Origin of the sequence: Streptomyces sp. RG80, from assembly GCF_040446465.1 — a bacterium.
In the GTDB taxonomy this organism is placed as follows: domain Bacteria; phylum Actinomycetota; class Actinomycetes; order Streptomycetales; family Streptomycetaceae; genus Streptomyces.
Genome location: NZ_JBEAAJ010000003.1, coordinates 653,874 through 667,883, shown reverse-complemented (window position 1 = coordinate 667,883; position 14,010 = coordinate 653,874). Strand labels below are relative to the sequence as shown.

General features: G+C 72.6%; 12 protein-coding genes and 1 pseudogene. 3 read left to right on the top strand and 10 right to left on the bottom strand.

What is annotated here, in order from left to right:
- Positions 1 to 53: 53 nt before the first annotated feature.
- The 4 genes from ABKA17_RS13075 to ABKA17_RS13060 all read right to left on the bottom strand — a co-directional run bounded on the left by ABKA17_RS13075 (position 54) and on the right by ABKA17_RS13060 (position 5,771).
- A complete protein-coding gene (locus ABKA17_RS13075; RefSeq protein ID WP_353692156.1) occupies positions 54 to 2,870 on the bottom strand; it encodes an SCO1167/SCO6262 family helicase in 2,817 nt (938 codons plus the stop codon).
- Between the two features lie 169 nt (positions 2,871 to 3,039).
- Positions 3,040 to 3,621 (bottom strand): sugar kinase, encoded by a 582-nt coding sequence (locus tag ABKA17_RS13070; protein WP_353692334.1) that lies wholly within the window; start codon positions 3,619 to 3,621, stop codon positions 3,040 to 3,042.
- Positions 3,622 to 3,629: 8 nt separating this feature from the next.
- Complete coding sequence (locus tag ABKA17_RS13065; protein WP_353692155.1) at positions 3,630 to 4,778, bottom strand: ROK family glucokinase; 1,149 nt, start codon at positions 4,776 to 4,778, stop codon at positions 3,630 to 3,632.
- Positions 4,779 to 5,033: 255 nt separating this feature from the next.
- Entirely contained in the window at positions 5,034 to 5,771 is a 738-nt protein-coding gene (locus tag ABKA17_RS13060) for a GntR family transcriptional regulator (protein WP_353692333.1), read from the bottom strand.
- Positions 5,772 to 5,900: 129 nt separating this feature from the next.
- Here ABKA17_RS13060 and ABKA17_RS13055 point away from each other — a divergent pair, with 129 nt between their 5' ends.
- On the top strand, positions 5,901 to 6,902 hold the full coding sequence (locus tag ABKA17_RS13055; protein WP_353692154.1) for a Gfo/Idh/MocA family protein: 1,002 nt from the start codon (positions 5,901 to 5,903) through the stop codon (positions 6,900 to 6,902).
- 38 nt (positions 6,903 to 6,940) lie between these two features.
- Here ABKA17_RS13055 and ABKA17_RS13050 read toward each other — a convergent pair whose 3' ends face one another.
- From ABKA17_RS13050 to ABKA17_RS13040, 3 genes are all read right to left on the bottom strand, one after another.
- Positions 6,941 to 8,125, bottom strand: coding sequence for a cytochrome P450 family protein (locus ABKA17_RS13050; RefSeq protein WP_353692153.1), 1,185 nt, complete (start codon positions 8,123 to 8,125; stop codon positions 6,941 to 6,943).
- A gap of 45 nt (positions 8,126 to 8,170) precedes the next feature.
- Complete coding sequence (locus ABKA17_RS13045; RefSeq protein ID WP_353692152.1) at positions 8,171 to 8,878, bottom strand: response regulator transcription factor; 708 nt, start codon at positions 8,876 to 8,878, stop codon at positions 8,171 to 8,173.
- A 394-nt stretch (positions 8,879 to 9,272) separates the two neighbouring features.
- Entirely contained in the window at positions 9,273 to 10,532 is a 1,260-nt protein-coding gene (locus tag ABKA17_RS13040) for a sensor histidine kinase (protein WP_353692151.1), read from the bottom strand.
- A 170-nt stretch (positions 10,533 to 10,702) separates the two neighbouring features.
- Here ABKA17_RS13040 and ABKA17_RS13035 point away from each other — a divergent pair, with 170 nt between their 5' ends.
- Positions 10,703 to 10,903 carry a hypothetical protein gene (locus ABKA17_RS13035; RefSeq protein ID WP_353692150.1) on the top strand — a complete coding sequence of 67 codons (201 nt, stop codon included), beginning with the start codon at positions 10,703 to 10,705 and terminating at the stop codon, positions 10,901 to 10,903.
- Between the two features lie 69 nt (positions 10,904 to 10,972).
- On the opposite strand, the gene ABKA17_RS13030 is transcribed toward ABKA17_RS13035, so the two are convergent.
- The 3 genes from ABKA17_RS13030 to ABKA17_RS13020 all read right to left on the bottom strand — a co-directional run bounded on the left by ABKA17_RS13030 (position 10,973) and on the right by ABKA17_RS13020 (position 13,111).
- Complete coding sequence (locus tag ABKA17_RS13030) at positions 10,973 to 11,359, bottom strand: guanyl-specific ribonuclease (RefSeq protein WP_353692149.1); 387 nt, start codon at positions 11,357 to 11,359, stop codon at positions 10,973 to 10,975.
- A gap of 85 nt (positions 11,360 to 11,444) precedes the next feature.
- Positions 11,445 to 12,350, bottom strand: a complete 906-nt coding sequence (locus tag ABKA17_RS13025) for a DMT family transporter (RefSeq protein WP_353692148.1) — start codon at positions 12,348 to 12,350, stop codon at positions 11,445 to 11,447.
- 134 nt (positions 12,351 to 12,484) lie between these two features.
- On the bottom strand, positions 12,485 to 13,111 hold the full coding sequence (locus tag ABKA17_RS13020) for a dihydrofolate reductase family protein (RefSeq protein ID WP_353692147.1): 627 nt from the start codon (positions 13,109 to 13,111) through the stop codon (positions 12,485 to 12,487).
- A gap of 164 nt (positions 13,112 to 13,275) precedes the next feature.
- Here ABKA17_RS13020 and ABKA17_RS13015 point away from each other — a divergent pair.
- Positions 13,276 to 14,007, top strand: a pseudogene (locus ABKA17_RS13015) (SDR family oxidoreductase); the annotation flags it as partial.
- Positions 14,008 to 14,010: the final 3 nt, after the last annotated feature.

The window sequence follows — 14,010 nt, the reverse complement described above, 5'->3', positions numbered from 1 at the left end:
TCGCTCCAGCGCCTCCCGCAGTGCCCGGCGTGCCTCGTCCGCCGGCCGGGGCGTCATGATGTCCTCCGCAGAGAGACCAGGTCGGACAGCTCGCGGTCCGTCAGTTCGGTGAGGGCGGCCTCGCCGGAGCCGAGGATCGCGTCGGCCAGCGCCCGCTTCGCCTCCAGCATCTCGGCGATACGGTCCTCGACGGTGCCCTCGGTGATGAGGCGGTGCACCTGGACCGGCTGGGTCTGGCCGATGCGGTAGGCGCGGTCCGTGGCCTGTTCCTCCACGGCCGGGTTCCACCAGCGGTCGAAGTGGACGACATGGCCCGCGCGGGTGAGGTTCAGGCCGGTGCCCGCCGCCTTCAGCGACAGCACGAGGACCGGGGTCGCGCCGCTCTGGAAGCGGTCGACCATGCGCTCGCGCTCCGGTACCGGAGTGCCGCCGTGCAGGAGGTCCACCGGGACCGCGCGGTCGGCGAGGTGGGCGGTGATGAGCCGGGCCATACCGACGTACTGCGTGAAGACGATCGCCGAGCCGTCCTCGGCCAGCAGGGTGTCCAGCAGCTCGTCCAGCAGGGCCAGTTTGCCGGAGCGGGTCGCCAGGCGGTCGACCTCCCCGGGGCCCTCCTTCAGGTAGAGCGCGGGGTGGTCGCAGATCTGCTTCAGCGCGCCCAGCAGCTTCAGCACCAGGCCGCGGCGGGCGATGCCCTCGGCCGTCTCGATGGCGAGCATCGACTCGCGCACCACCGCCTCGTAGAGGGAGGCCTGTTCGCGGGTGAGCGGGACCGGGTGGTCCGTCTCCGTCTTGGGCGGCAGCTCGGGCACGATGCCGGGGTCCGACTTCTTGCGGCGCAGCAGGAAGGGGCGGACCAGGCGGGCCAGCCGTCGCACCGCCTCCTCGTCCTCGCCGTTCTCCACCGCACGCGCGTGGCGGGCGCGGAAGGACTTCAGGGGGCCGAGGAGGCCGGGGGTCGTCCAGTCGAGCAGGGCCCACAGTTCGGAGAGGTTGTTCTCCACCGGGGTGCCGGTCAGGGCCACCCGCGCGGGCGACGGGATCGTGCGCAGCGCCTTGGCCGTCGCCGAGTACGGGTTCTTCACATGCTGCGCCTCGTCCGCGACGACCATGCCCCAGCGCTGCTCGGCCAGCCTCGCCGCCGCCGAGCGCATGGTGCCGTACGTCGTGAGGACGAAGCCGCCGTCCAGGTCGTCCAGGGTGCGGTCGGGGCCGTGGAAGCGGCGGACCGGGACGCCGGGCGCGAACCGGGTGATCTCCCGCTGCCAGTTGCCGAGCAGGGAGGCCGGGCAGACCACCAGGGTCGGTTCGTTGCGGGCACGCTTGAGGTGCAGGGCGATCACTGTGATCGTCTTGCCGAGGCCCATGTCGTCCGCGAGGCAGCCGCCGAGGCCGAGGGAGGTCATGAGGTCCAGCCAGGCCAGGCCCCGGAGTTGGTAGTCGCGGAGGGTGGCGTGCAGACCCGCGGGAGGTTCCGCGGGCCGCACCCCTGCCGTCAGCCGGTCCCGCAGCAGGGCCAGCGCGCCGACGGGTACCGCCTCCACCGTCTCGCCGTCGACCTCCGCCGCGCCGGTGAGCGCGACGGACAGCGCGTCGACGGGGTCGAGCAGGCCCAGTTCGCGCTTGCGGGCCTTGCGGACGAGCGCCGGGTCGACCAGCACCCACTGGTCGCGCAGCCGGACGACCGGGCGGTGCGCCTCGGCGAGCGCGTCCATCTCGGCCTCGCTGAGCGGGTCGCCACCGAGCGCCAACTGCCAGCGGAACTGGAGGAGTTCCTCGCTCTCGAAGAAGCCGGTGCCGTCGGTCGCCGAGCCCGGCGCGGGCCGGACCACGGCGGCGGCGCTGAGGTCCTGGGCGAGGTCCCGAGGCCAGTGCACGGCGACCCCGGCCGCCGCGAGCCGGGTCGTGGCAACCCCGAGCAGATCGCCCAACTCCTCCTCGGACAGCGCCAGTACGTCGGGCACGTCCTGCTCGGAGAGCCGGTCCAGAGGTGGCCAGACCCGGGCCGCGCGGCGCACCGCGAGGGCGGCGTCCACGCGGGCGCGCGGGCCGAACACCGCGTCCGCCTCGCCCGCCCACAGGGCCGCCGCGTCGGCCACCAGGGTGGGATCGGCGAGGCTGTGCACCTGCACGATCGCGGCACCGGCGGCACGGGCCCGGCCGCCCTCGTCGAACAGGTCGTAGGCCGACAGGTCGAGGCGGAGCGAGATCCGCACGCCCGCGTCCATGCCGGCGGCGACCTCGGCGGCCCAGTCGTGCGCGTGGGGCAGGCGCTGCGGGCGGCGGTCGGCGAAGGGGCGGCCGGAGGCCAGGGGCGCGGCCGGCGTGCGCGGGAGGGTGTCGGCGACGGCGTCCAGGAAGGAGCGCATCAACGCTTCCGGTTCGGGCAGCCGCAGCGGGACGGGGCCGGGCAGCGGGACCGCGTGGCCCTCGTGGGGCAGGGCGGCGGCGACCGCGCGCAGGTGCGCGATGTCGTCCGGGTCCAGGGGGCCGGCCCGCCAGGCGTCGTGACCGGCGGCGGTCAGGCCGGGCAGCAGCCGGCCGCGCGCGGTGAGCCGCAGCGCGTGCAGGGCGGCCGCGCCCCAGCAGGCGGTGGCGGGGTGGGCGGCCGGGTCGCGCCGGGCGCGGACCAGGAGGGGCAGGGCGTCGGCGAGGGGCAGTTCGAGCGCGGGGGCGGTCCTGCGGCGCACTCCGGCGCCGTGGGGTCGTACGACGGTGAGATCCGTGTGGCCGTCGGGCAGTGGTCCGCCCTCGGGGTCCCAGAAGGCCATCCGGCCCTCGCGTGGGAGGGGCGCGGGCAGGAAGACGGCGGCGAGTCGCACGGAGACCTGCTCCGCCGCCCGCTCGGCCGCCACGGCCGTGTCACTCATACGTCCTGCCACCTCCCGCCCCGCGTGTCGGATCAGACGTCTTCGACTCTACGGGCGGGGTCTGACAATCGGCTCCGGCGACGGGCCGGACCCCGCGGCCGAGGACCGGGCCGACCGGGGCCACAGGAGCTACGGGGGCTGCCGGAGCTGCCGGAGCTGCCGAATCGGCCTACGGGACGGTGCGGGAGACGACGTAGACCATCGGGTTGGCCGGGTCCGCGGTGTTCACCACGATGTCCTGGGTGGGCGCCGGGTTCTTCTGCTTGTGGACGAGGCCCGACCAGGGTCCGGGGCTCGCGAAGTTCCAGCCGGTGATCTTCTGGTCGCGGGCGCCGATGGTGATCTCGCCCTTCTCGAGGTCGTCGCGGTTGACGCCGACGCCGGCGAGGAAGGTGTCCAGGCCCGCGTTCGAGGTGCGGAACTGGACGTAGAGGCGGCTGGTCTTCCAGTTGTTGGTCTCGTAGTACGCGATCTGGTCCGCGGGGTGCGGGATGGGCACCTGGTAGAGCCGGCGCTGGACCTTCGACGGCCAGCCCGCGCTGAGGCCGGTCGCCGAGTACTTGGCCTCCTTGTCCTTGCCGCTGTTGCGGCTCTGGTTGGCGGAGATCACCAGGTAGCCGGCCGGGACGCCGATGAGCAGCACGATGATGAGCAGGGTGAGCGCCCGGCGCCGGTTGCGGTGGCGGCGGTCCTCGGTCGGCCGGGGCGGCTCGTCCGGGGGGTCGGCCTGCCGGGGTACGGAGGGCGTCACGGCCGGGTTCACGCCTGCCCCTGCGTCGTACGGCGGGACTCCGTGTACTTGGCGTAGCGCTCGTACCGCTCGACCCGGCGCCGGTTGGCGCGCCGGAAGCGGCGGGCGACCAGCCGGGCGAGGTCGGCGGCGCCGACCATGCCGGCCTCGGGGCCGAGCTGGGCTCGGACGATGCGGGCCTCGGGCCGGTAGCCGCGGCCGGTGAGCTGGCGCTTGAAGGCGTCCCGCGCGGGGGCGATGAGCAGTTCGTCGGCGGCCGACACACCGCCGCCGATCACGAAGCAGGACGGGTCGAGGGCGGCCGCGAGGTTGGCGATGCCGACGCCGAGCCACTGACCGATGTCCTGGAGCAGCTCGATGCACATGGCGTCGCCGTCGCGGGCCAGCTCGGTGATCATCGGGCCGGTGATGTCGCCGATCTGTCCCTTGACGTGCTCGATGATCCCGTAGGCCACCGGGGAGTCGGCCGCGGCCAGCTCCTTGGCCTCGCGGACCAGCGCGTTGCCGGAGCTGTACTGCTCCCAGCAGCCGCGGTTGCCGCACGGGCAGCGGTGCCCGCCGGGCACGACCTGCATATGGCCGAACTCGCCGGCCACACCGAACTTGCCGCGCTTGACCTGGCCGTCCTCCAGGATCGCGCCGCCGATACCGGTGCCCAGCGTGATCATGACCAGGTGGTCCTCGTCGCGGCCCGCGCCGAAGCGCCACTCGGCCCAGGCCGCGGCGTTGGCGTCGTTGTCGACCAGGACGGGCACGGCGAGCCGTCCCGCGAGGCGGTCGCGGAGCGGCTCGTTGCGCCAGGACAGGTGGGGTGCGAACAGGATGCGGTTGCGCTCGGCGTCGACCCAGCCGGCCGCTCCGATGCCGACGGCGTGCACGTCGTGCCGGTCGGACAGGTCCAGGACCAGTTCGCAGATGGTGTCCTCGACGACCTTGGGGCTCTTGGACTTGTCCGGGGTCTCCGCGCGGAGCTTCTCCAGGATGTTGCCGTCGGCGTCGACGACACCCGCCATCACCTTGGTGCCGCCGATGTCGATGCCGACCGTCGGCACGCGGGGTGCGGTCAGGTGCGAGCGGCGCTCCCTGGTGCCGACGGTGCGCAGTACCGGGGCGCGGCGGGAGCCGATGGGGGCGGTGAAGTTGCCGTAGGTGCTCATCACCGCCCGATTCTGCCGCACTGCGGGTAAGGGTGCTGTGCAGGGGAGCGCGGGGAGACCCGATCGTCGCCGCGCGCGGGCGGTTCCATGGCTCAGCGCACCCCTCCCCAGGAGGACGAAACCGCCTCGGCCCTCAGTGCGTGGCGCGGGCCGCGGGTGACGAAGACCACGCCCGGCCTCGTGTCTCGCCCGGCGTCGCCACTGGTTCGCATTGTCCGGACATTACGACCGATGCGGCGACACTCGAGCGGGACCTCAGGGCCTCACGAGCAGTTGGAACTCGAAGGAATAGCGGGTGGGCCGGTAGGTGTGGGTGCCGAACTCGACCGCGCGGCCGGTGTCGTCGAAGGTGACGCGCTGCATGGTGAGCAGCGGGGCACCCGCCTCCTCGGCGAGCCGCTCGGCCTCGGCGGCGGTGGCGCCGCGGGCGCCGATGGACTGGCGGGCGCTGTGCAGGGTGATCCCGGCGGACCGCATCATCCGGTACAGGCCGGTCGCCTCCAGCTGACCGGTGTCCAGGTCCAGCAGGTTGGGCGGAAGGTAGTTGCAGAGGTACGCCATCGGCTCGCCGTGCGCGAGACGCAGCCGCTCGACGCGGTGCACATCGCTGTCCTCGGCCACGCCGAGCGCGGCGGCGACCTCGGCGGAGGCCGGTACGACGGTGTTGACGATGACCTTGGTGGCCGGGCGCTGACCGGCCGACTCCAGGTCGTCGTAGAGGCTGCTCAGCTCCAGCGGGCGCTTGACCTGGCTGTGCACGACCTGGGTGCCGACGCCTCGGCGGCGGACCAGCAGGCCCTTGTCGACCAGCGACTGGATGGCCTGACGGACGGTGGGCCGGGACAGGCCGAGGCGGGCGGCGAGCTCGATCTCGTTGCCCAGCAGACTGCCGGGCGTCAGCGTTCCGTGCTCGATCGCGGCCTCCAGCTGCTGGGACAGCTGGAAGTACAACGGCACCGGGCTGCTGCGGTCCACACTGAGTTCGAGCGACACGGTCGGGTCCCCATCTGGTTTCGGCACGGGCCGAGCGTAGCTCCGCGCGCTGTTGACGGGAAGTTGTGTAGTCAGATTGTCCGGACATATGCATTGACAGCATGGGGTCCCCGGCCACATTTTGTTCACATGCGCATCGGCGTCATCGGGACCGGCCGGATCGGCACCATTCACGCGAACACCCTCAGTCGCCATCGCGACGTCGGGTCCCTGATCCTCACGGACGCGGACGGCACGCGGGCCCAGGAGCTGGCGAACCGGCTCGGGGAGACCGCGGCGCCGGGGGTGGACGAGATCTTCCGGTGGGGCGTGGACGCCGTGGTGATCACCACGGCCACCTCCGCGCACGCCGAGCTGATCGGCCGGGCCGCGCGCTCGGCGCTCCCGGTGTTCTGCGAGAAGCCGATCGCCCTCGACCTGCCGGGCACCCTGCAGGCGATCGGTGAGGTCGAGTCGGCCGGAACGGTTCTTCAGATGGGGTTCCAGCGCCGCTTCGACGCCGGGTACGTGGGCGCCCGGGAGGCGGTGCGGGCGGGGCGGCTGGGACGGCTGCACACCGTGCGGGCGCTGACCTCGGACCAGGCGGCCCCGCCGGCCGCGTGGCTGCCGTTGTCCGGCGGGCTGTACCGGGACACGCTGATCCACGACTTCGACGTACTGCGCTGGGTGACGGGACGCGAGGTGGTCGACGTATACGCGGCCGGGTCCGATGCCGGACCGCCGATGTTCCGCGAGGCGGGGGACGTCGACACGGCCGCGGCGGTCCTCACCCTCGACGACGGCACGCTCGCCACGGCGACGGCGACGCGGTTGAACGGCGCCGGCTACGACGTGCGGATGGAGCTGGCCGGGGAACTGGACCAGATCGTGGTCGGCCTGGACGACCGGACGCCGATCGCCTCCACCGAGCCGACCGGACCACCGGCCGCGTCCAAGCCGTGGGCGGGGTTCCTGGAGCGCTTCGGGCCCGCCTACGAGGCCGAGCTCAACGCGTTCGTCGAGGTGGTCCGGGGCGAGCGGACCAACCCCTGCGACGGGCGCGAGGCACTTCAGGCCCTGCGGATCGCGGAGGCATGCGAGGTCTCACGCCGCGAGCGCCGCCCGGTGCGACTGACGGAACTGCCGGGCTGAGCACCCCACCCGAGCTGAAACCCGACCCCGAACCGGTCCTACCAGCGCACCGGCAGGCTTCGCAGGCCGCGTATCAGCATGCCCGGGAGCCACTCCCCCGGCGGGCCGTCGAGGGTGAGGTTCGGGGCTCGGGTCAGCAGGGTGTGGATCGCCGTGCGGGCCTCGAGGCGGGCCAGTGGGGCGCCCAGGCAGTAGTGGATGCCGTGGCCGAAGGCGAGGTGGCCGCGGGGGTCGCGGCGGATGTCGAAGGTGTCCGGGGCCGGGTAGCGGGCGGCGTCGCGGTCGGCCGCGGTCAGGCCGATCATCACGTGGTCGCCCTCGGCGACGGCGGTGCCCGCGATCTCCAGTGGTTCGGCGGCATAGCGGAACGTCGCGTTCTCCACCGGCCCCTCGTAGCGCAGTGTCTCCTCGACCGTGCCGTCGATCAGGCTCATGTCGGCGCGCAGGGCGGCGAGTTGGTCGGGGTGGGTGAGGAGCGCGTGGACGGCGTTGGTGATGAGGTTGACCGTCGTCTCGTGGCCGGCGATCAGCAACAGGAAGGCCATGCCCAGCAGTTCCGGCGAGGACAGCCGGTCGCCGTCCTCGGCGGTGGTGCGGATGAGGTCGCTCAGCAAATCCTCGCCGGGCCCCGCGCGCCGCTTGTCCTCGATCAGCTCGCGGAGGTACTCGTCGAGCCGGACGACCGCGTCGTAGGAGCTCTCGGGGCTGGTCGGCGCGACCACCTCCGTGGACACCTTGCGGAACTCCGTGCGGTCCATCTCGGGGACGCCGAGGAGCTCGCAGATCACGGTGATCGGCAGGGGGTACGCGAGGGACTGCACCAGGTCGGCGCGGCCGTACGGCAGCATCGCGTCGAGGAGGTCGTCGGTGATCTCCTGGATCCTGGGCCGCAGTTGCTCCACGCGGCGCATGGTGAAGGCGCGGGAGACCAGGCCGCGCAGCCGGGTGTGCTCGGGCGGGTCCGCGCCCAGGAGGTGACGGCCTATCAACTCCTCCTCGTGGAAGGCCACTCCGATCCTGCGGCCGTCCTTCGACAGCCGGGGGTCGGCGAGCGCCGCCCGCGCCTCCTCGTGGCCGACGACGAGCCAGGCCCAGTAGCCGGCGTCCGAGCCGGGCGGCCGCACCCGGTGCACCGGGCCGCGCTCGCGCAGGCGCGCGTAGACCGGATGCGGGTCCGTGCGGAACGCGTCGCCGTACTCCCCTAGGTCGACCACGTCTGTCATGGAGATCCCCTTCCCCGTCGCACTGAGAACGCGTGGCACCTCCCGCTAGTGCCCGCCGCCCCCGGATTCACCGGATTCACCGGATTCCGTGGTCTCCTCCAGGAGACCCGCGTCGTAGGCGAGCAGCGCGATCTGCACCCGGTTGTTGAGGTCGAGTTTGGCCAGGATGCGCGAGACATGGGTCTTGACGGTGGCCACGCTCATGAAGAGTTCGGCGGCGATCTCCGCGTTGGACAGACCCCGGCCGACGGTGACGGCCACCTCGCGTTCGCGGTCGTTGAGGGCGGTGACGCGTGCGCGTGCGCGTGCCCGGCGGGTGTCGGCGGCGGTGCCGGCCGCGTGTTCCATCAACTGCCGGGTGACGGTGGGCGACAGCACGGGGTCGCCGGCCGCGACCCGGCGCACCGCGGCGACGATCTCGACGGGCGGGGTGTCCTTGAGGACGAACCCGGCGGCGCCCGCGCGCAGGGCGCGCAGGACCTGGTCGTCGGCGTGGAAGGTGGTGAGGACCACGACCTGCGGGGCGTCGGGCCGGGCGCGCAGCCGCTCGGTTGCGGTCAGTCCGTCCATGGACGGCATCCGGATGTCCATCAGAACGACGTCCGGGCGAGTGCGGTCGACGAGCGCGTCGACGTCCTTGCCGTCGGCGGCCTCGCCGACGATCTCGATGCCGTCGGCACCGCCGATCATCAGGGACAGGCCGGCCCGAACCAGTGGATCGTCGTCGACGAGGAGCAGTCTGATCGCGGTCATGGGCCTTACGTAATCACGGTTTCGGGGTCCCACCGCATGTCGTCGGCCACGCACCACAACCCCGTGCCGGGTGAGCAGCCGGTGGATCTCCCACCAGGGCCGCCGCACACGCCGAGGCCGGGCCGCGCAGGAAGGCGCGAACCCCCGGACCAGGACGCCCGTCAGGGTGCCCAGGTCGTGCGGTGTCGTCTCCATGCCCTTCAGCTCGCAGCACCCGTCGTTCAACGGCTCCAAGTGCCGCCCGGCGTCTCTACGTCAGCGATCTCACGGCGGTCCGGATGGGCGTGGCAGGGGTGACTTCAGGGCGCGGTGTCGACCGAACGTCTGCCACGCACAGGCCGGTTCCGGCTCGAGGTCGCCGCAGTGGCCGAACATCCGTCGTCCGAGGACCGGTTCACCCCCAGGGCAGCCACGCCCGTACCTCGAATCCGCCGTTCTGCTCGTGCTCGTGCTCCAGGCGTCCGCCGGCCAGTGTGGCCCGCTCGGCGAGTCCGATCAGCCCCTGGCCGGACCCCGGTACGGGCGTCACCTCGCCCTCGGGTGCCGGGTTGCGCACCACCACGCTCAGCCCCTCGCCGGGCGCGCCCTCGACCGAGACGGTGACCTCGGCGCCGGGGGCGTGTTTGCGGGCGTTGGTCAGGCCCTCCTGGGCGATGCGGTAGGCGGTGCGGCCGACGGAGGCGGGGACGGCGGCGGGGTCGGTGACGCGGATGTGGAGGCCGACCTTCGTCCCGGCCTCGCGGGACTCGGCGACCAGCGCGTCCAGTGCGGCGAGGGTGGGCTGGGGACGGCCCGTGTCGTCGTGGTCCCCGGCGCGCAGGACGCCGATGATCTCGCGCAGGTCCTGGAGCGCCTCGTGCGCGCTCTCCCGGATGACACCGGCCGCGCGGCCCACCTCCGCCGGGGGCGCGTCGGGTCGGAACTCCAGCGCGCCCGCGTGGACGCTGAGCAGGGTCAGCCGGTGGGCGAGGACGTCGTGCATCTCGCGTGCGATGGCCTCGCGGGCCAGCTGCTGGGCCTGCTCGGCGCGCAGCCGGGCCTCGGTCTCGGCGCGCCGGGCGCGGTCCTGGAAGCTCACCATGAGCTGCCGTTTGGAGCGCACGACCATGCCGCAGGCGATCACCACCGCGGTCAGCAGCGCGAAGATGACGACCGTGACCAGGTAGGGCAGCTCGGGGTCGGGGCGCATCCAGAAGTAGAACGGGATCAGTACGAGGTTGACTCCGCCCACCCAGGCCACGTACCGGAAGGGCCGGTGCACGGCGAGTGTGAAGAGGGCGATCAGACAGGCGCCGCCGGCGGTGTCGGAGACGATCCCGACGGGGACGGTGGCGAGGGCCAGCCCGAACGGCCAGCGGCGGCGCAGCCACACCGCGGCGCAGGCGACCGCGCCGATCAGCTGGTCGAGGTGGGCGACGTTCTCCGAGACGTGCGGGTTGTTGCTGACCGCGTCCGCGCCGAGCAGTCCGACCACCACCGCCACCATGAAGCAGCTGAAGTCGACGAGCCAGTCGCGCGCGGTGCGCCGGGAGCGGCGTCCGGGACGCTCGCCGTCCGGATCGAGCTCCTTGAGGACGGCCGAGGGCAACAGCCAGCGCCGCCCGGTGAACGCCCAGGGCACGGATGCCGCCTTGTCACCTCTCACGGTCGACAAATCTACGCACGAAAGGCGCGCGTCACCTCCGTACGGGCGGGATCTCCGACCAAAGTCGGCCGACCGCCTACTTTCGGCGCGCCAGGCCTGCGTGGACCTGAGACTTCCGTCGGGGACCCCTCGCCCCGCGGCCGATGTCCGTGGGGGGACGGCGGGGCGAGGGTGTTCCCATGAAGGAACTGCTGGAACTGTTCGGTTTCATCGCCCTGGCGCAGGGCATCGCCGGTCTGCTGCACGAGTTCACCGACCTGCGCTGGGGACTCGTACAGAGGATCGACTTCCTCGACGGCTACGGGCTCTACGCGAGCGTCGCACTGGTCGTGCTGTCGATCGCGCTGTTCGCCGCCGCGGAGAGCCGGAAGTCCGGCTGAACGCGGACCGGACCTCCGGCTGGTGTCACCGTTCCCCGTATCCGCTGCGAGGGACCGTGGCGAGGGGCCTCAGCAGCCGTAGTTCACCAGGTCGAAGGTCTCGTAGTGGTCGGCCGTGTAGTAGTCCTCCTGGGTCTTCTCACCGGTGACGATCCGGCGGGCTCCCCGCGTGGACGAACCAGGGGTCTTGACCGTGTACTCGTGGTAATAGCCGGTCGACTGGCTCGGCAGCACGCCTTCCCGGTTCTGGAAGACGCTGCCGTCCTGCGAGTACGGGAAGGGGCCGCCCTGCTCGATCAGCTCGAGGGTGTCGTACGCCTGGGAGGGCAGATCGCTGTAGCAGATGCTGCCGACCGCGGCGGCCGCCGGGGTGGCGGTGACGGTTCCGCCGACGAGAAGGGCGGACAGGACGGCGGCCGCGGCGCCGATGCGTGTGATCCGTGGGGGGAATCTCATGCCCTCATGATGACGCGCGTAGACAGTGGCATGTCAATGACAACTCCGGAGATTTTCCCGTCAAGTCCGATGAGTTTTCGCGGAGTTAACCTGCCGCCCGGCGCCCCCACGCGGTCCCCACAAGTACCAGCGCGCCACCGGCCAGGCCGAGCACACCGAGCCGCTCCCCGCCGAGCGCGATGCCGGCCAGGGCGGCCCACAGCGGCTCGGTGCCGAGCAGCAGACTGACCCGGGACGGGGAGGTGCGGCGGACGGCCCACATCTGCACGAAGAAGGCGAAGAGCGTGCAGAACACGGAGAGGAACAGCAGCCCGGCCCACTCGCGCGGCCCGAAGCCGGCGGCCGTCTCCCACGGTGTGGCCTCCGCGCCGGTCGCCAGGAGCGCGAACACCGCCACGGCGGCCCCGAGTTGGACCGTGGTCAGGGACAGCGCGTCGGCGCCCTGGACGGACTTGACGCGGGACATGGCCAGGACGTGGACCGTACGGGCGAGGGCCGCGAGCAGCATGAGCAGGTCGCCCAGGGAAGGCGAGGTGAAGCCGCCGCCCTGGGTGAGCAGGACGACGCCGAGCACGGAGAGGGCGGCGGCGCCGAGGAAGGCGCGGGAGGGACGGGTACGGGTGACGGCGGCCTCGGCGAGCGGGGTGAAGATCATGGTGAGGCTGATGATCAGGCCGGCGTTGGTCGCCGAGGTGTGGACGACGCCGTAGGTCTCCAGCAGGAAGATCCCGCTGAGGATCAGCCCGAGCAGGCCGGCGCCGCGCCACTGGGCGGCGCTCAGGGCGCCTAGGGACCGCCACCCGGCGGCGACCAGGACCGGCAGGACGATCGCGAAGCGCAGCACCAGGACCGCGATCACCGTGCGCGCGGTGGTGATGTCCTTGGCGGCGAGATAGCTGGCGCCCCACACCACCGCCACGGCCAGGACGGGCAGGTCGGTCAGCCAGGTGCGGCGGGGCGCGAGGGTGCCCGGTACGGCGATCGAGGACATCGGTGCGGCTCTCCGGTCTCCGTCGTGGATGCATCTGTGCTGCGTCGGTGACGCAGCGGAGAGGCATCGGTGAGGTGGAGACGGCGGCGGCTCGCACGAGGAACGATCACCGTACCCGGGTGGCCGATATTCGCCTAGGCGTTTTCGGGGAGCTCGAACGAGCCGTACTCCGGCCGCCCCGCCAGGTCGTACGTCTGGATGGAGACGCCGGTGGAGGTGATCAGCCCGCCCCGGTGCCGGAAGGCCGTCGGCAGGGAGCCCTCGGCGAACAGGCGGCGGCCGGCGCCGAGCACGACCGGGAAGGTGATCAGGTGGAGGGTGTCGATCAGGTCGAGGCCCAGCAGGGACCGTACGAGGGCGCCGCTGCCGTGGATCTGGACCTCGCCGTCGGTGCGCTCCTTGACCGCGGTGACCTCCTTGGCGAGGTCGCCGCCGAGCACGGTGGTGCCGGCCCAGTCGGGGTCGGTGAGGGTGGAGGAGGCGACGTACTTCGGCAGGGCGTTGAGCTTGGCGGCGACCGGGTTGGCGGGGTCGGTCACCTTCGGCCAGTACCCGGCGAAGATGTCGTAGGTGCGGCGGCCGAGGAGGAACGCGCCGACGTCGCCGAAGACCCGGTCCACGAAGCGGCCGAAGTCCTCGTCGTCGTACGGGACGACCCAGCCGCCCTGCTCGAAGCCGCCGCGGGGGTCCTCCCCGGGGCCGCCGGGTGCCTGGTAGACGCCGTCGAGGGTGACGAACATCTGGGAGACGAGCTTGCCCATGACGGGTGCCTTCTTCCTGGGGTGGGGTCTGTTGTCATGAGCTCAGACCCCAGCGGCACCCGCAACTCATCGCCCGCTCATGCCACCGCCCCTCCTCGGCCGATGCCGACCTCGGTGTCCGTTCGCCGCCAGCGTCGGCGGTGGCGGACCGCTGGGATGGATCCATGACAACGACTTTGGACGGCAAGGTGGCCCTGGTGACCGGTGGCAGCCGCGGGATCGGCGCCGCGGCGGCGGTACGGCTGGCGCGGGAGGGCTCGGACGTGGCCCTCACCTATGTGAACGGCAAGGAGGCGGCCGACGACGTCGTACGACGTGTGGAGGCGCTGGGACGACGGGCGGTGGCCCTGCGGGCGGACTCCGCGGACGCTAAGGAGGCGGCGGGGGCCGTGGACCGCGCGGTGGAGGCGCTCGGCGGCCTGGACGTGCTGGTGAACAACGTGGGCGTGGGCGTGCTGGGCCCCCTGGAGGGCCTGTCCCTCGCGGACGTCGACCGGGTCCTGGCCGTCAATGTGCGCGGGGTGTTCCTCGCCTCCCAGGCGGCGGCCACCCGCATGGGCGCCGGCGGGCGGATCATCACGATCGGCACCTGCATGACCCAGCGCGTGCCGGGCCCCGGCGGAACCCTCTACGCGACCAGCAAGTCGGCCCTGATCGGCCTCACCAAGGCTCTCGCCCGGGAGCTCGGTCCGCGCGGTATCACCGCGAACATCGTGCACCCCGGTCCGACGGACACCGACATGAACCCGGCGGACGGCCCGTACGCCTCCGACCAGGCGGCGATGACCGCGCTGGGCCGGTTCGGGACGGCTGACGAGGTGGCGGCGACGGTGGCGTACCTGGCGTCGGCGGACTACGTCACGGGCGCCGAGTTCGCGGTGGACGGGGGCCACGCGCGC

What these genes read in the sequence shown, in the direction of transcription:
- ABKA17_RS13025 (WP_353692148.1), bottom strand. Translation starts at nt 12,350, where the DNA reads ATGTCCTCGATCGCCGTACCGGGCACCCTCGCGCCCCGCCGCACCTGG.
- ABKA17_RS13030 (WP_353692149.1), bottom strand. Translation starts at nt 11,359, where the DNA reads ATGAGATTCCCCCCACGGATCACACGCATCGGCGCCGCGGCCGCCGTC.
- ABKA17_RS13055 (WP_353692154.1), top strand. Translation starts at nt 5,901, where the DNA reads ATGCGCATCGGCGTCATCGGGACCGGCCGGATCGGCACCATTCACGCG.
- ABKA17_RS13050 (WP_353692153.1), bottom strand. Translation starts at nt 8,125, where the DNA reads ATGACAGACGTGGTCGACCTAGGGGAGTACGGCGACGCGTTCCGCACG.
- ABKA17_RS13035 (WP_353692150.1), top strand. Translation starts at nt 10,703, where the DNA reads ATGAAGGAACTGCTGGAACTGTTCGGTTTCATCGCCCTGGCGCAGGGC.
- ABKA17_RS13065 (WP_353692155.1), bottom strand. Translation starts at nt 4,778, where the DNA reads ATGAGCACCTACGGCAACTTCACCGCCCCCATCGGCTCCCGCCGCGCC.
- ABKA17_RS13020 (WP_353692147.1), bottom strand. Translation starts at nt 13,111, where the DNA reads ATGGGCAAGCTCGTCTCCCAGATGTTCGTCACCCTCGACGGCGTCTAC.
- ABKA17_RS13075 (WP_353692156.1), bottom strand. Translation starts at nt 2,870, where the DNA reads ATGAGTGACACGGCCGTGGCGGCCGAGCGGGCGGCGGAGCAGGTCTCC.
- ABKA17_RS13045 (WP_353692152.1), bottom strand. Translation starts at nt 8,878, where the DNA reads ATGACCGCGATCAGACTGCTCCTCGTCGACGACGATCCACTGGTTCGG.